This window comes from Streptosporangium sp. NPDC048047 (genome assembly GCF_040653115.1).
GTDB lineage: Bacteria > Actinomycetota > Actinomycetes > Streptosporangiales > Streptosporangiaceae > Streptosporangium.
In genome coordinates, this window is record NZ_JBEZNH010000024.1 from 33,490 (window position 1) to 48,845 (window position 15,356).

Annotated in this window: 13 protein-coding genes; 4 read left to right on the plus strand and 9 right to left on the minus strand. The window is 74.8% G+C overall.

Going from position 1 to position 15,356, the window contains the following annotated elements; genetic code table 11:
* Positions 1 to 11: 11 nt before the first annotated feature.
* On the minus strand, positions 12 to 638 hold the full coding sequence (locus tag AB0D67_RS21285; RefSeq protein ID WP_362938158.1) for an RNA polymerase sigma factor: 627 nt from the start codon (positions 636 to 638) through the stop codon (positions 12 to 14).
* Between the two features lie 373 nt (positions 639 to 1,011).
* Between AB0D67_RS21285 and AB0D67_RS21290 the strand changes: the two genes are divergently transcribed.
* On the plus strand, positions 1,012 to 1,338 hold the full coding sequence (locus tag AB0D67_RS21290) for a hypothetical protein (RefSeq protein ID WP_362938161.1): 327 nt from the start codon (positions 1,012 to 1,014) through the stop codon (positions 1,336 to 1,338).
* A gap of 13 nt (positions 1,339 to 1,351) precedes the next feature.
* Positions 1,352 to 2,389 (plus strand): DUF6745 domain-containing protein, encoded by a 1,038-nt coding sequence (locus AB0D67_RS21295; protein ID WP_362938164.1) that lies wholly within the window; start codon positions 1,352 to 1,354, stop codon positions 2,387 to 2,389.
* 172 nt (positions 2,390 to 2,561) lie between these two features.
* On the opposite strand, the gene AB0D67_RS21300 is transcribed toward AB0D67_RS21295, so the two are convergent.
* The 5 genes from AB0D67_RS21300 to AB0D67_RS21320 form a co-directional block, all read right to left on the minus strand.
* Entirely contained in the window at positions 2,562 to 3,404 is an 843-nt protein-coding gene (locus AB0D67_RS21300) for an STM4011 family radical SAM protein (RefSeq protein ID WP_362938353.1), read from the minus strand.
* A 164-nt stretch (positions 3,405 to 3,568) separates the two neighbouring features.
* A complete protein-coding gene (locus tag AB0D67_RS21305) occupies positions 3,569 to 5,083 on the minus strand; it encodes an STM4012 family radical SAM protein (protein WP_362938167.1) in 1,515 nt (504 codons plus the stop codon).
* Positions 5,074 to 5,880 (minus strand): STM4013/SEN3800 family hydrolase, encoded by an 807-nt coding sequence (locus AB0D67_RS21310; RefSeq protein WP_362938356.1) that lies wholly within the window; start codon positions 5,878 to 5,880, stop codon positions 5,074 to 5,076. The genes AB0D67_RS21305 and AB0D67_RS21310 overlap by 10 nt, the downstream gene beginning before the upstream one ends.
* Positions 5,881 to 5,957: 77 nt before the next feature.
* Positions 5,958 to 7,274, minus strand: coding sequence for an STM4014 family protein (locus AB0D67_RS21315; RefSeq protein WP_362938170.1), 1,317 nt, complete (start codon positions 7,272 to 7,274; stop codon positions 5,958 to 5,960).
* 117 nt (positions 7,275 to 7,391) lie between these two features.
* The gene (locus AB0D67_RS21320; RefSeq protein ID WP_362938173.1) at positions 7,392 to 8,342 is read right to left on the minus strand and encodes an STM4015 family protein; all 951 of its coding nucleotides are present in this window, start codon (positions 8,340 to 8,342) and stop codon (positions 7,392 to 7,394) included.
* A gap of 321 nt (positions 8,343 to 8,663) precedes the next feature.
* On the opposite strand from AB0D67_RS21320, the gene AB0D67_RS21325 reads away from it, so the two are divergent.
* On the plus strand, positions 8,664 to 10,097 hold the full coding sequence (locus tag AB0D67_RS21325; protein ID WP_362938176.1) for an MFS transporter: 1,434 nt from the start codon (positions 8,664 to 8,666) through the stop codon (positions 10,095 to 10,097).
* Positions 10,098 to 10,235: 138 nt separating this feature from the next.
* Here AB0D67_RS21325 and AB0D67_RS21330 read toward each other — a convergent pair whose 3' ends face one another.
* On the minus strand, positions 10,236 to 11,465 hold the full coding sequence (locus AB0D67_RS21330; RefSeq protein ID WP_362938179.1) for a cytochrome P450: 1,230 nt from the start codon (positions 11,463 to 11,465) through the stop codon (positions 10,236 to 10,238).
* 158 nt (positions 11,466 to 11,623) lie between these two features.
* Between AB0D67_RS21330 and AB0D67_RS21335 the strand changes: the two genes are divergently transcribed.
* A complete protein-coding gene (locus AB0D67_RS21335; protein ID WP_362938182.1) occupies positions 11,624 to 13,093 on the plus strand; it encodes an FG-GAP repeat protein in 1,470 nt (489 codons plus the stop codon).
* Here AB0D67_RS21335 and AB0D67_RS21340 read toward each other — a convergent pair.
* Positions 13,068 to 13,616: a hypothetical protein gene (locus AB0D67_RS21340; protein WP_362938185.1), complete on the minus strand. Its 549-nt coding sequence runs from the start codon at positions 13,614 to 13,616 to the stop codon at positions 13,068 to 13,070. The genes AB0D67_RS21335 and AB0D67_RS21340 overlap by 26 nt on opposite strands.
* Before the next feature lie 196 nt (positions 13,617 to 13,812).
* Complete coding sequence (locus AB0D67_RS21345; RefSeq protein WP_362938188.1) at positions 13,813 to 15,351, minus strand: alkaline phosphatase D family protein; 1,539 nt, start codon at positions 15,349 to 15,351, stop codon at positions 13,813 to 13,815.
* Positions 15,352 to 15,356: the final 5 nt, after the last annotated feature.

The following is a 15,356-nucleotide window of genomic DNA, read 5'->3' on the forward strand; positions in this document are numbered from 1 at the left end:
GAGATACCCCTTCACGCCAGATGCCTCCGAAGCTGTGCCTTGGCCCGCATGACGCGGGTCTTCACGGTGCCCTCGGGCACGCCGAGGAGGCGTGCCGCCTCCCTGACGGTCAGCCCGTCCAGGACGGTGGCCTGCAGGGCGGCGCGCAGGTCGGGCGAGAGCCGGGCGATCGCGGTGCCGAGGTCGCCGTGCTCCACGCCGACGAGCACGGCGTCCTCGGCGGATTCGGTGACCAGGCGCGCCTCGCCCGGCCTCGCGGAATCCGTCAGACCCGCGAGGTCCGCGAGTTCTGTGAGCCTCGCGGTCCGGGCGGAACCGGCGGCCCCGGCCCGGCGCAGGGCGGAGATCAGCCGGCGGATCGCGATCGTCCAGATCCACGCCGCCGCCTCGCCCCCCGCCGCGTCGTAGCGGCGCGCGTCCCGCCAGACGGCCACGAACGTGTCCTGGAGCGCGTCGTCCACCAGGTCCGCGTCGGCGCAACGGCGGGCCAGCCGGGCCCGCAGCCAGGGCGCGTGCCGCTGGTGCAGCAGCCGCAGCGCCTCCACCCGCCCTGCCGCGACGGCCGCCATGAGCTCGGCGTCGTCGCTGCCGGGGCCGGCCGGTGGCGGTTCGCGGCGCCTGGTCCTGAAGAGATCCACATTCCGGTCTATCGCGGGATCCACCGGTTCCGGTTCCGTCCCGGAGGAAATACCGGGCCGGGGAGAACACCGGACCGGCTTCCGTGAGGGCCGGGCCGCTTCCGTGAGGGCCGGGCCGCTTCCGTGAGAGCGGGGCCGCTTCCGTGAGGGCAGGACCGGCTTTCGTGAGGGCGGAGCCGATTTCGTGAGGGCAGGACCGGCTTTCGTGAGAGCGGGGCCGCTTCCGTGAGAGCAGGACCGGTTTTCGTGAGAGCGGGGCCGATTTCGTGAGGGCAGGACCGGTTTTCGTGAGAGCGGGGCCGATTGCGCGCGGCCGGGAAATGTCGGTGACGGCGGCTAGTTTCCGATCATCCCGACCGCGAGGAGACCGCCGATGTACCGCCAGGGTGACATTCTGATCGTTCCCGTCGACGAGGACGCCGTGCCGCCCGAGGCCAGGACCGCGCCGTCCGCGCCGCGCGACGCCCGGGGCCGCCTGGTCCTGGCGCTGGGCGAGGCCACCGGCCACGCCCACGCGGTGGTGGGCCCCGGCACCCTCGTCCGCGGCCCGCGCCCGATGGACCCCGACCACCTGCACCTGCCCGGCGGCGGCCGCGTCGTCCACGAGGAGCACGCCGCGATCCCCCTGCCCAAGGGCTGGTACCGCGTGCAGCGCCAGCGCGAGTACGTCCCCGGCGCCTTCCGCGTCGTCGCCGACTGAGGAGCCCCCGAGCATGACCGTCACCACCGTCACCACCGAACTCACCGACGCCCTGACCGCCGCCGCGCTCCGCTGGGAGGAGGTCGCCTTCCGGGCCGGGCCCGCCGACCGCCCCGAGGCGGAGGCCGGCGTACGGCTGGCCTACCGGGCCGCCGGGCTGACCGAACCGGAGGAGATCGTCTGGGTCGGCTCCCCCCTCGCCGGCGCCCGGGCCGCCGCCCTGCCCGGCAGCGGCCGGTCGGTACGCGACGCGGTGCGGACCGTCCCGTGGCAGCGCGCCAGGGCGGAGGCGCACACCGCCCTGGGCCCGGCGGACTGGGCGCTGGCCTGGTCCCTCACCGGAGGGCGGCTCTGGGACCCGGTGAACGGGGTGGTGGCCCGGATCCGCCAGGGCGTCACCTCCACGGAGGAGTCGCAGACCGCCGCCGCGCTGCGCGCCTCGACCCTGGACGCCGTGCTGGGCCAGCACGACGCGCCGTGGCTGGCGCTGTTCGACGCCCTGGAGCGGCCGGAGACGGAGGGGCTCGCCCGGGTCGCGCGGTCGGCGGGCTGGTGGTGGCCGTTCGAACGGGTGGCCATCGTGTGTGAGCGCCCCGCCGGACTGCACCGCGACGGGCTGTCGCGCCTGCACCGCGCCGACGGTCCGGCGCTGTCGTTCCCCGACGGGTTCGCCGTGCACGCCTGGGGCGGCATGCCGGTCCCCGCCGGCTTCGCCGCCACCATGGCGGCGCTGACCGTGCAGCGGATCGACGCCGAGGAGAACGCCGAGCTGCGCCGGGTCATGCTGGAGCACTTCGGCTACGACCGCTACCTCGCCGAGTCCGGCGCCGTCCCCGTGCACCGCGACGAGACCGGCGTGCTGTGGCGGATCGTCCTGCCCGACGACGAGCCGGTGACGACGGTCGAGGTGGTCAACTCCACCGCCGAACCCGACGGCACCTTCCGCAGGTACTGGCTGCGGGTCCCGCCGTCCACCCGCACCGCCCGCGAGGGCGTGGCCTGGACCTTCGGCATGGCCGAGGCCGACTACCGGCCGGACAGGGAGACCTGAGCCCGCCCGCGTCCCCGGCCGGCGGCACGGGCGCCCGCCCGCTCCTGCGGGAGCGGGAGGATCCCGGCGACGACCGGCGTCACGTCGCGGTGGCCGGGCGGCCTCCTCCGGGTGACCGGACCGGCCGGCGGGACGGCGAGGGCCCCGATCCGGCCTCCGGTCTCAGCCGATCTCAGCCGGCCCGGCCGTGGAAGGCGGGGATGCGCTCCAGGATCCCCCCGGCGAAGACGTCGTAGAGGCCGGTGGGCTCCAGGTGCACGTAACCGATGTGACAGTCGCACAGGGCCGCCGGGCACGGCCGGGCGCGCGGCCGGAACGTCCCGTCGTAGAGGTTGCCGAGGACCTCCGGGACGAAGTGGCAGCGCCGTACGGTGCCCTCGCCGTCCACCGAGATGACGGTGTCCCCCGTACGGCACGGCCGCCCGGCGCTGCGGTGCGGCGTGCGGCTGTAGGAGAAGAGCGGATCCAGCCGCGTCCACTCGGCCGCCTCGGCGTCGGTGTAGGAGTGCCCCTCGGCGGCGTTGACCCACAGGTAGACCTCGGCGGGCAGGTCGTCACGGAGCCGGCGGGCATGGTCCAGGTGCTCGGGCAGCCCCACGACGCCGACGCTGAAACGGACGCCCATCCCGGTCAGCTCGCGGCACCGGCCGAGGAACCGCTCGTGGGCGACCTGCCCGGGGTGGTAGGTGACCCACAGGGCGAGGGTGCCGAGGTCCGCCTCGCCCAGCCAGGCGGTGCGGCAGCTGAGGTTGGTCTGGATGGCGACCCGCCGGACGTGCGGCAGGTGGCTGAGCCCGACCATCGCCCGCCGGTACCACGACCGGACCAGCCCCTCACCCCAGGGGGTGAACAGCACCGAGACGGGGTGGTCGCGCTCCGCCGCCCACCGGGTGAACCGCTCCAGCGCCGCCCGGTCGCGGCGCAGCCGGGCGGGGTCGTCGCGGCGCTTGGCGAACGGGCAGTAGGGACAGTCGTAGTCGCAGCTGGACAGGGGCCCCCGGTAGAGGACGGTCAGGTGGCCGGCGTCGTGGCCGTGCGCGGCGCGGTCGTGCGCGGCGTGCTGGTCAAACGTGTCGTGCGCGGCGCGGTCGTGCGCGGCGGCGTCCTGGTCACACGCGCCGTGCGCGTCGCGGTCGTGCACCGTGAGGACGGGCAGTTCGCGGGGGCGTTCCCGTCCGGTCACCGCGGCTCGTATCCCGCCATCAGCTCCCGGACCGCGCCGGAGAACAGCCCCGGGCCGATCGCGTCGGAGTGCGCCAGCCCTTCCGCGGTGAGGCGCAGCCACCCGGAGGCGTCCGTCTCCAGCCACCCCCGGTCGGCGAGGCGGTCGAGCTCGGCGCCGAAGTCGGCCGTCGCCCCGGTTCCGAAGCGCGCCCGGTAGGCGTCCGGGTCGAGCCCCTCGGCCTGGAGCAGGGACTGGATGAGATGACGGCGGCGGCGCTCGTCGTCCCCCAGGCGGAACCCCACGTTGGCGGCGGTGAAGTCGCCGGGCTCCAGCCGTACGTAGTCGTCGATGATGGCGCGCACCTGACGGGTGCCGACCGCGTACTCGTGGGAGTAGTGCAGGGCGGAGGTGTAGGAGCGGGCGCCGCAGCCGAGCCCGACCATGCCGTCGCTCTGGCAGCAGTAGCCGGTCGTGTGGATGGGGCCCGCCGTACGGGCGGGGGCCGCCGTGCGAGGGGAGGACCCCGTGTGAGCGGAGGTCGTCATGCGGGCGGGGGTCATCGTGTGAGCGGAGGTCGCCGTACGGGCGGAGGCCGGCAGCCGGAACATCCGCATGGACACCTGCTCGTACCCCGCGGCGAGCAGGTGGTCGCGTCCCCGCCGGTAGAGGCCCAGCCGGTGGTCGTCCCAGTCACGGGCGCGGCGGCCGAGACCGGTGAGCGGCCGGACGTACAGCGGGTAGAGGTAGATCTCCTCGGGTTTCCAGGCGAGCGCCGCGTCCAGCGAGTGACGCCACGACCGGGCGTCCTGCCCGTCGATGCCGTAGATGAGGTCGAGGTTGAGCGTCTCGAAGCCGGCCTCCCTGATCCGGCCGAGCGCCGCCTCGACCTCCGCGCGCCGCTGCGGCCGGACCGCCGCGCGGGCCTCGGCGTCGACGAAGCTCTGCACGCCGATCGAGATCCGGGTGGTGCCCCGCTCGGCCAGTACCGCCAGGCGGTCGGCGGTCGCGGTCGCCGGTGAGGTCTCCACCGACAGCGGCACGGCCCGCAGGTCGACGCCCATGGTCCGCTCGGCCAGGTCGAACAGCCGGGTGAGCTCGGCCGCGCTCAGGTAGGTGGGGGTGCCGCCGCCGACGGCCGCGACCGCGAACACCGGACCTGCCGGGGCTCCGGGAGCGCCGGAAGCACCGCCGGAGGCGCCGGGAGCGCCGGGACCACTGCCGGGGGCGCCGTCCAGGGCCGCGTCCAGGGCCTCCCGTACGGCGCCGGCCTGGCGTTCCAGGGCGTCCAGGTAGGCGGCGACGAGCTCCTCCGGCGCGCCGGTCCGGGTGAACAGGTTGCAGAACCCGCAGCGCATCTCGCAGAACGGGATGTGCAGGTAGAGGGAGAGGCTGTCCATCGGCTCGCCCTCCCACACCCGCCGCAGCGGCGGGCGCGGGTCCAGCGGCCGGTAGGCGGTTTTGTGCGGGTAGGCGTAGACATAGCTTTGGTACGGCCCACCCCCGGCCGAGCCGTCGGCGATCATCGCCATTCCCCCTGTTCCATCGTGAACTCTCCATAGGGCACGGTCCAGACCACCTCGTGGCCGATCCGATGACCGATATATCCGTCTTCACCGTAGGCGGTGCCATGATCGGAGCAGACGATCGCGAAGCCCGGACGCCTGCTGCACATCAGCGCGAACAGCCTGCCGATGTGCCGGTCGACGTACTCCAGCGCGGCGGCGTGAGTGTCCCGCCCGTCCCCGTGCTCGCGGGTGGCGCCCGGCAGGTGGAACCAGTTCGGCTGGTGCAGCGCCGAGACGTTGACGAACAGGAACACCGGTCCCCGGGCGCCCCGCACCGCCCGCTCGGCGCACTCGATCTGCGCCTCGAACGAGGTCGGCGAGGTCACCCCGAACGCCGGCTCCCAGTGACTCTCGGCGAACAGTCCCGGCAGCGCGGAGCCGAGCGGGGTGAGTTTGTTGAAGAAGCCCACCCCTCCCACGCAGACCGTGTGGTATCCGGCCCGGTCCAGCCCGCCGGGCAGGTCCGCCGCGTCGAACACCCAGGTGCCCTCGGCCGTCGTCTCGCTGCCGGGGAACTCCGCCGCGAACAGCCGGGGATGCGGTCCCGGCGCGGCCGGGGTGGGCAGGAAACCGGCCAGGATCGCGGCGTGCGCGGCATAGGTGAAGCCGCCGGGGCTGTGCCGGCGTTCCCATCGCCCGCCGGGCAGCGCCCGGGCCAGGGTGGGCAGCCTCCCCGCCCTGATCAGCTCGTCGGCCACGTCGTAGCGGAGCGTGTCGAGCGTCACCAGCAGCAGGTCGTGGCTGCCCACGATCGCGTTCATGTCCCGGATCGCACCCGGCGCGCCGCCCCGGCCGCCCCTCTCGCCGCCCACCCTCTCGCCGCTCACCGTGTCACCGCTCACCGTGTCACCGCCACGTGGGAAAAGGCCGCGTGGCCCGCGGGCGGGCTGCTCTCGGATGGACGGCCCGTGGACGGATGGCTCACGGATGGATGGCCCGTAGGCGGACGGCCCGCGGGTGCGCCGGAGGGCGTGTGGGCGGGAGCGTGGCGGGCGAGGACCGCCCGGACCTGGGCCGCGTACGTGTCGAGCCCCTCGGCCGCGCCTCCCGGCAGGCCCGTCAGCCCGGGCAGCAGGTCGCCGAAGGCGTTGACCTCCGCCACGGCGACGCCGCGCCAGTCGGCGCCCACCATCACGTCCACCCCGGCGCACAGGCTGCCGGGAAAGCACGCCGCGGCCCGCGCGCAGACGTCCAGAAGCCGTTCCCAGCCCCGCGGGCCGAGCCGCGCCCGGACCGCGCCGAGGTCGCCGCGCACGCCGCCGAGGTGCAGGTTCGTCATGGGGGTACGGGCGGCACGGACGACCGCGTGGGTGGGCGTGCCATCGACGGTGACCACCCGCAGGTCGATCACCCGGCCGCCGAGGCCCGCCTTAGGGAACCACCGCTCCACGTGGAGGCCGTCGGCGGCCAGCAGGTCGACGATCGCCGCCACCTCGGCCTCGTCCGTGTAGGAGCGCACCCGGAGCGAGTTGTGCAGCTCCGCCGCGTCCCGCTCGCCCCCGGCCCGGTCGTCCCCGGCCCGGTCGTCCCCGTACGGCACGGCCCCGGCCGGTTCGCCCCGGGTCAGCTCGGCCGAGGTCACCGCCTTGATCCTGGGCCCGGCGACCTGCAGGGCGACGACCCCGGAGGCCGACGAGCCGTGGGCGGGTTTGACGAACACCCTCCGCCAGCCGGCCCGGTCCATCCGCTCGCGCAGTTCGGCGTAGCCGCCGACCGGTCCGGGCAGGGCGGGCGGCACCGGCACCCCGGCCGCCGCCAGCCTCGCGTGGCACCGGCGTTTGTCGAACATCACCGCGATCTCGTCGACGTCGGCGAGCAGCACCGCGCCCGGCGTGCGGGTGACGGCCCGGCGGATCCGCTCCAGCCCGGCCGTCAGGGCCGCGTGCCAGGCGGCTCCTCCGCCGGCCCGGGTCGGCCGTCCGGGGCCGCGCAGCAACGCGTCGGCCTCGGCGTCCTGGCCGGGCGACTCGATCCGCACGAGCGTCCCCGGTTCAAGCCGGATCTCCTCGCCCCGCAGCACGCGGGTCCACGGGACGACCGCGGGCGCGGGCAGGCCGTACCGGGCGCAGGCGGCGGCGAACAGGGTCACCCTGCGGTCGCCGGGTGTCCCGACGACGGCCGTCCTGACCGGTGCGTGATCACCGTGCTCGGTCACCTGGGGTCCTTACGGGATCGAGGTCGGGGCCGGGGCCGCGCCGAGGCCGGGGCCGGGGCCGGAAACGGGTCGAGGTCGAGGTCGAGGTCGAGGCCGGGAGAGGGCGACCGGAGGGGGTCACTCGGCCACCGCGACGTAACGCCAGTCGTCGTCGGGATCCTCCCGCTCCGACAGGTCGACCTCGACGCCGGCGAAGGCCGCCCGGACCCGCTCGATCATCTCCTCGCTCAGATAGTGGTGGTGCAGGTCGAGGCGCTCAAGGTGGGTCAGCGGCTGGCCGGACAGCAGCGCCTCGGCTCCGGCGTCGGTCAGGGCGCCCATCGACAGGGCCAGCGACGTGAGCCGTGCGACCACCGGCGCCGACGCCACCGCCGCGGCGATCTCGTCCTGGATCTCACTGTCCTGCAGACCCAGGTGGCGCAGGGCCGGCAGTCGCTCGCCGGACAGGATCGGTGCCAGGTCCGCCACGGTGGCGTCTCCGCCGTACTCCTGGACGCCCAGCCACAGCTCCAGGTACTCCAGGGCGGGAAGATCGGACGCTGCGACGCCGCGCACGACCTGGGCGGGCAGCCCGCCCGTCTCGAACCGGAGCACCCTGAGGCCGGCGTGACGGACCGGGCTCAGCATGAGCTCGGTGCCCCCGCGCACCTCCAGCCGCTCCAAAAGCGGGAACGCCTCCAGCAGCGGGGTGACGTCGCTCTGCTGGATCCAGGAGATCTCACACTCCTCCGACGGCATCGCGCCGAGGAACAGGGAACGCAGGGCCGGGAGACGGCCGGCGTTCTTGACGAGCAGGTCGACGACCCCTGAGCTGTCCTTCTCGTAGGCGTCCTCCCAGCCGCCGACGATCAGCGCCCTGACCGCGGTGGTGTCCGTCTTCTCCAGGAACGTCGCGAACCGCTGCTCGAAGCCGTCCCCCGAGTCGTAGACGTCCTCGGCGATCCGCCACGCCGCCCGGTCGGCGGCGGGCGTCCGGTCGCCTTCGCCGTCCGGGAGCGCGATCGGCAGACCGGCGTAGGTGCCGTCGTAGAGACCGTCGACGCGGTCGGTGAACTCGGTGTGGTCCATTTCGGGGGCTCCCGTCAGGTGGTATGCGACAGGAGACGTCCTACCAGAGATCACCGACACCCCGGGAACCTCGGCCTCCCGCCGGCGTCGGAAGGGTGCCTGCGGCGGAGAGTCGCGATGTCCCGCCCCACCGGGGAAGCGGGGCCTCCCGGAAGCATCCGGTGACCGATGGCGAGCCCGGGAGGCATGAGGTGATCGACGGTGACCCTCCGGGGCCGCCGGGTGACCGGCGGGTCTCCGTTTCCGGCCGCGCGGGCCGCGGGCCGCGAACGGCCGGCGGCGAGCCGGAACAACCGCGGGATCCCGGTGATTGTGACAACCATGGACAACGGTCATCTCAGGCTCCGTTCGGCCGCCGGCCGGTGGGTGCTCCTCGCCACCGTGCTCGGCTCCGGCATGGCGCTGCTGGACGGCACGGTCGTGAACGTGGCGCTCCCCACGCTCGGCCGCGCTCTGGACGCCGACGTGGCGGGCCTGCAGTGGACCGTCAACGCCTACACCCTCACCCTGGCCGGCCTGATCCTCCTGGGCGGCTCACTGGGCGACCGGTACGGCAGGCGGCGGATCTTCCTGGTCGGCGTGGTGTGGTTCGCGCTCGCCTCGGCCGCGTGCGGGCTGGCGCCCGGGGTGGAGGCGCTGGTCGCGGCCCGGGCCCTGCAGGGCGTCGGCGGCGCCCTGCTGACCCCCGGGTCGCTGGCGATCATCCAGGCGTCCCTCGCGCCCGAGGACCGGCCCCGCGCGATCGGCGCCTGGTCGGGGCTGGGAGGGGTCGCGGCGGCCGTCGGGCCGCTGCTCGGCGGCTGGCTGGTGGAGACGGCCGGCTGGCGCTGGGTGTTCCTGATCAACCTGCCGCTGGCCGCGCTCGTGGTGGCGGTGACCGTACGGCATGTGCCGGAGAGCCGGGACGCCGGGGCCACCGGGCGGTTCGACGTGCTCGGCGCGGCGCTGGCCGCGCTGGCGCTGGCCGGGATCACCTACGGCCTGATCGGTCTGTCGGCACCCTGGGTGGCGGCGGGCGCGGCGCTGGGCGCGGGGTTCGTCTGGCTGCAGATCAGGCGCTCGCCGGACGCGCTCGTGCCGGTCGGGGTGTTCGCCTCGCCGGTCTTCGTCGCGGTCAACGCCGTCACGCTGGTCATGTACGCCGCGATGGGCGTGGTGTTCTTCCTGCTCGTCGTCCAGCTCCAGGTCTCGGCCGGCTTCTCGCCGGTGGCCGCCGGGTCGGCGATGATCCCGATCACCGTGCTGATGCTGCTGCTGTCGTCGAGGGCGGGCGAGCTGGCCAGGCGGATCGGCCCGCGCGTCCCCATGACGGGCGGCATCCTGCTGTGCGGCGCGGCGCTGGTGCCGATGTCGTGGATCGGCCCCGGCTCCTCCTACGTCACGGGCGTGCTGCTGCCGGTGTCGCTGTTCGGCCTGGGCCTGTCGGCGGCGGTGGCGCCGCTCACCGCCACCGTGCTGGCCAGCGCCGCCGACCGCTACGCGGGCGTGGCCAGCGGCGTCAACAACGCCCTGGCCAGGACCGGCGGGCTGCTGGCGGTCGCCGCGGTCCCGCCCCTGGTGGGCCTGACCGGCGACGCCCTGCGGGACCCCGTGGCCTTCACCGCCGGGTTCCGCATGACGATGCTGGTCGCCGCGGTGATGATGGCGGCCGCCGCGGTGACCGCCTTCTGCACCATCCGCCGCAACGTCCTGACCGGAGAGGACGGTGCGGCGCTCAGCGGCGCGCCGGCCGGGCCAGACCGGGATGGTCGGTGACGATCCCGTCGGCGTCGGAGGACAGGTCCGCGGTGAGGCCCTCGCTCCCCCTGCGTCCGGCCTCCCGCCCGCGGGGAAAACCGGCCGACGGCACCGACGCGCCCCCGCAGACCCCCGCAGAGCCGCCGGGTCGCCGGGTCAGAAGGTGAACGCCTGCCGGCGGACGCTGTTGTCGAAGTTGGACACCAGCAGTTCCGGCTCGCCGACCGTGCGGATCATCGGCAGCCGGGTGAACAGCTCGCGGAACATCGTCCGGATCTCCAGGCGGGCGAGGTTGGCCCCCAGGCAGAAGTGCGGGCCCGGCCCGCCGAACCCGACGTGCGGCTTGGTGTCGCGGGTGATGTCGAACCGGTCGGGATCGGGGAAGACCGCCTCGTCGCGGTTGGCCGAGCCGTAGAAGAGCACGACCTTGTCCCCGCGCCGGAGGCGCAGGCCGCGCAGGTCGTGGTCCCGGGTGACGGTGCGGCGGAACTGCATGATGGGCGAGATGTGGCGGACCATCTCCTCGACGGCCCCGCCGACGCGCCCGTCGAAGTCCTCCAGCAGCGCGCTTCGCTGGTCGGGGTGGTCGGTGAGCAGCTTCATGCCGTGCGCCATGGTGTTGCGGGCCGTCTCGTTGCCCGCGACGAGCAGCAGTGCGAAGAACGATCCCAGCTCGCGGTCGGTGAGCCTCTCGCCGTCCACGTTGGCGGTGACCAGCGCCGAGATCAGGTCGCCGCGCGGCTCCCTGGCACGTTCCCGGCCGAGCCGGATCACCAGGCGCTGCAGGGCGAGGAGAGCGACGGTGTTCTGTGCGGCCATCCGCACGGTGTGCGGCAGGCTGGGACGTATCCCGCTGTAGGCGGTGGAGATGTCCACCTGCCGGTGCACCGCGGCCCGCACGTCGTCGGGGATGCCCATCATGTCGCAGATGACGTGGATGGGCAGCCGGGCGGCGACCTGGGTGACGAAGTCGCGCGGTCCCTCGGCCAGCACGTCGTCGACGATCCGGGCGCACGCGGCCTCGATGCCTCCCTGCAGCCCGGCGAGCATCTTGGGGCTGAACGCGCGCGAGACGATGCGGCGCAGCCGGGCGTGCCGGGGGTCGTCCATGTTGACCATGGACTCGCCGAACACGTGCTTGACCCAGCCCGGCGGTTCGGGGCTGGTCACGCCCGGCTCGCTGGAGAACACCCTGGCGTTGCGGCTGGCCTCCACCACGTCGGCGTGCCGGACCAGCGCGTAGAAGCCCTTGCCGGAGCGGAGCAGCGGCACCCGCTTCTCCGCGAAGAACACCGGCCGATCCAGAGCGCGTAACCGGGCGAACGCCTCGTGACGTTCCTTGGGCGGACGACGCCAGAAGTCGAGATCAGCCAGGTCGATGTGCATGGCCTCAATCCTGACATGCCCTTTACCTGAGCCGATCACCCCTGACCAGGTCTTTACCTTACGTGGTCGTGATATAGCGCATCCCGTACCCACGCCCGCCACGGGGATTTCATCTCCTCGTGAGCCGGATGTCCGGGTCCTCCCGGAGCATTCATCTCATGAGAGCAGCGCTCCTCGCCTCCGCCGTCGTCGCCTCCCTCGGGGTCTCCCTCGGCCTCTCCCCCGCCGCCTCCGGCGCCCTCCCCGTGGTCTCCGGTGCGGCCGCCGCCCCCGCGGGTGCCGCGGGCACCGCGGCCCGGTCCTGCTCCGGAGTGCCGTCCGACTTCGACGGAGACGGCCGCGCCGACCTCGCGGTCGCCGCGCCGTACACCCGGGTGGGCGGCCGCGCCCGCGCCGGGGCGGTCACCGTCCTTCCCGGCGGGCGCGGGGAGAAGACCCTGCTCACCCAGGACTCCCCCGGCGTCCCGGGCGAGGCCGAGACCGGCGACGCGTTCGGGTCGGCGCTGGCGGCCGGCGACTTCGACGGCGACCGGTGCGCGGACCTGGCCGTGGGCGTCTCGGAGGAGGACCGCTCGCGGCCGGACGCCGAAGGCTCCGGCGTGGTGCAGCTGTTCCACGGCTCGCCGGACGGCCTGCGCCCCGGCCGGGTGATCGACGCCCGCGACCTGGGCGGCAGGCGCGGCGCCGACCGGTTCGGCGCCGCGCTGGCCGCCGGGGACCTCGACGGCGACGGCGACGACGAGCTGGTGATCGGCATCCCGGGTCTGGGCGGAGGAGGCGTCGGGGTGTACGGCCTCACCGGGCGCGCCCCCCGGATCGTCACGCGGCGGACCGGCTGGGTCGGGCAGCGGGAGGCGCAGACCGACCAGTTCGGCGCGTCCCTGGCGATCGGCGACTTCGACGGCGACGGCCGTGACGAGATCGCCGCCGGCGCCCCCGGCGACTCGGTCCGCGCCAGGGGGCAGGGCTCGGTGACCGTCCTGGACGTCCGCCGCCGCACGGCGCGCCTGCTCACCCAGGACAGCCCCCGGATCGCCGGCCGGGCCGAGGACTGGGACTCCTTCGGCGCGGCCCTGGCCGCCGGCGACTTCGACGCCGACGGCCGCGACGACCTGGCGGTCGGCGTCCCGGGCGAGGGACTGACCAGGGACCAGCGGGCGATGGACTACGGCGACGGCACCGTGGACGTGCTCTACGGCTCGCCGGGCGGGCCGGGGGCCGGGCGGACCGAGGCGTGGTCGCAGCGGTCGCTGCGGGGCGAGCCCCGCTACTTCGACAGGTTCGGCGCCGCGCTGGCCGCCGGGGACCTCGACGGCGACGGCGACGACGAGCTGGCGGTGGGCGTGCCGGGCGAGAACGCCGTCCAGGTGCTCGCGGGCACCCGCTCGGGCGGCCTGACCCGTGCCGGCAACGCCCTGGTCACCGGCCGGGACGGCGGCTTCGGCTCCGCGCTGGCCGTCCTCCCGGGCAGGGGGCTGGCGGTCGCGGCCCCGCTCGGGGGCAGGGTCGCGCTGGTGCGCGTCCGCCCCGGCGCCGGGGCGGACGGGCGTCCGGCGACGGCGACCCTGGCCGCCGCCGGGAACGCGCTCTTCGGCTACGCCCTCACCGGACCTTCGACGTCGCGGTGACGCGGCTGCGGACCGTCTTGGCGAGCGCGCCGAGCGAGGTGTGGCGGTCGGAGGTGACGGCCGCGCCGAACTTCGCCACGGCGGTGCCGCGGCGGCGGACCACCCAGCCCCGGATCTTGACGGTCGTCGAGTCCCCCTTGTCGAGCGAGGTGACCAGGCACCGTACGGAGCGTCCCTTGGCGGAGCACTTGACGCTGCGCGGCTTGGCGATCACCTTGACCTTGCGGAAGGCACGGGAGAAGTCGCCGGTGAGCGCCATGTAGTGCTGTCCCTTGGCGCTCTTGTTGCGGACCTTGATGGTGTAGGTGAGATAGCCGCCCCGGTGGGTGTACTTGGGGAAGTACACGTCGTAACGGAACTTCCTGGGGGGAGCGGCGGCGGCCTGGGCGGCCGCGGCGGTGGCGGCCCGGGCCGCGGCCACGGGGGGCGCCGCCGCGGCGGCCGGTGAGGCGGGGATGAGGAGGGTGCCGCCCGTCGCCGCGGCGAGAGCCGCGGCGGCGAGCCTCGTGGAGAGGTAGCTCATACGCCGCATCATCCATCAAAAACACCCGGATTCTCCGGGTTGTCCGGAACGAATTCGACGCGACCGCGGCCCGGGGCATGGCCGGGACCCGTGCCACGCACCGTACGGGCGGCCAGGCGTGGCCGGGACCCGCGCGGCGCGCCGTACGGGCGGACACCCGGATCCCGGGGATGTCGCGGGTGCGCCCGGGGCCCGCTCAGACCAGGGCGGACCGCCCCGCCGGGACGGTGAACCGCGCCCCGGTCCGCGCCGGGGCGCCCCGCCTGCTGATGCGGTCGAGCGTGCGGAAGTCCGCGCTCAGCTCGTCGGCGGTGACCCGGCAGAGGATGTAGCCGCGCCGCTGGTCGACGTAGGAGATGTGCGGGTTCTCCGCGACCGTCTCGGCGATCTTCCCCTCGTCGCGGTAGCCGTCGCCGTCACTGGAGATCGAGGAGGTGACCAGTTCCACCGCCACCCTCGGCGAGTCGGGGTCGTCGAAGTCGAGCCGCAGGTCGGCCGCGTGGTGCATGTGCGCGTCCCCGGTCAGCACGACCGGGTTGGCCGCGCCGGAGTCGCGGAACCCGGCCAGCAGCCGGGCCCGCTCGGCGGCGTAGCCGTCCCAGGAGTCCAGGTTGACCTCCGACCCGGGGCCGACCCTTGCGTCCTTGCGGGCCATCAGGACCTGCTGGCCCACGAGGTTCCACCGGGCGCCGGAGGCCGCCAGGCCGTCCAGGAGCCAGCGCCGCTGGTCCTCCCCCAGCATGGAGCGCCCCGCGGCGAGCCGGTCGTCACAGCCCGCCCTGGCGCCGTCGTCGCACGCCTGGTCGTCACGGAACTGCCGGGTGTCGAGCAGGTGGAAGCGGGCCAGCGGCCCCCAGTCCACCCGCCGGTGCACGCGCATCGACGCCCCGTGCGGCACGCTCGCCCGGCGCAGCGGCATGTTCTCGTAGTAGGCCCGGAAGGCGTCGGCCCGCCGCCGGGCGAAGCGGGGGGTGCCGTTGCTGGAGACGCCGGCCGCCCAGTTGTTCTCCACCTCGTGGTCGTCGAAGGCCACCAGCCAGGGCGCGGCGGCGTGCGCGGCCCGCAGGTCGGCGTCGGTCTTGTACTGCGCGTGCCGCAGCCGGTAGTCGCCCAGCGTGGCGCACCTGTCCCCCGCGTGCCGCCTGACGGCGCCGCCCAGGGCGGTGTAGCCCCGGTGGGCGTACTCGTACATGTAGTCGCCCAGGTGGACCACCAGGTCCGGCTCCTGCTCGGCCAGCCGCCGGTAGGCCGTGTAGTACCCGTGCTCGTAGTGGGCGCAGGCGGCCACCGCCAGCGTCAGCGGCGACAGCGCGGCCGGGGCGGTGCGGGTCCGGCCGGCCGGGGAGACGTGCCCGGCGGCGCGGAAGCGGTAGAAGTACTCCCTGCCGGGCTCCAGCCCCTCCGGCTCGACGTGGACGCTGTGCGCCGCGCCCGGCCGGGCGGTCGCGGTGCCGTGGCGGACCACCCTGGCGAACCGCTCGTCGACGGCGACCTGCCACTCGACGTCCACGTCCCGGGAGGGCATCCCGCCCCGCCCGTCCGGGACCAGCGGATCGACGGCCAGCCTGGTCCACAGCACGAACCCGTCCCGCGACGGGTCTCCGGAGGCGACGCCCAGGGTGAAGGGGTCGCGGGCGAGGGTCCGGGCCGGCAGGCCGGCCCCGGTGAGCGTCAGGCCGCCCGCTCCGGCGGCGGCGATGGTCAAAAACGCTCTGCGTGTCGGCTTCTGCTCCACACCGC

Coding starts and splice junctions, on each gene's coding strand:
- AB0D67_RS21325 (WP_362938176.1), top strand. CDS start 8,664: ATGGACAACGGTCATCTCAGGCTCCGTTCGGCCGCCGGCCGGTGGGTG.
- AB0D67_RS21335 (WP_362938182.1), top strand. CDS start 11,624: ATGAGAGCAGCGCTCCTCGCCTCCGCCGTCGTCGCCTCCCTCGGGGTC.
- AB0D67_RS21290 (WP_362938161.1), top strand. CDS start 1,012: ATGTACCGCCAGGGTGACATTCTGATCGTTCCCGTCGACGAGGACGCC.
- AB0D67_RS21340 (WP_362938185.1), bottom strand. CDS start 13,616: ATGAGCTACCTCTCCACGAGGCTCGCCGCCGCGGCTCTCGCCGCGGCG.
- AB0D67_RS21320 (WP_362938173.1), bottom strand. CDS start 8,342: ATGGACCACACCGAGTTCACCGACCGCGTCGACGGTCTCTACGACGGC.
- AB0D67_RS21295 (WP_362938164.1), top strand. CDS start 1,352: ATGACCGTCACCACCGTCACCACCGAACTCACCGACGCCCTGACCGCC.
- AB0D67_RS21330 (WP_362938179.1), bottom strand. CDS start 11,465: ATGCACATCGACCTGGCTGATCTCGACTTCTGGCGTCGTCCGCCCAAG.
- AB0D67_RS21310 (WP_362938356.1), bottom strand. CDS start 5,880: ATGAACGCGATCGTGGGCAGCCACGACCTGCTGCTGGTGACGCTCGAC.
- AB0D67_RS21305 (WP_362938167.1), bottom strand. CDS start 5,083: ATGGCGATGATCGCCGACGGCTCGGCCGGGGGTGGGCCGTACCAAAGC.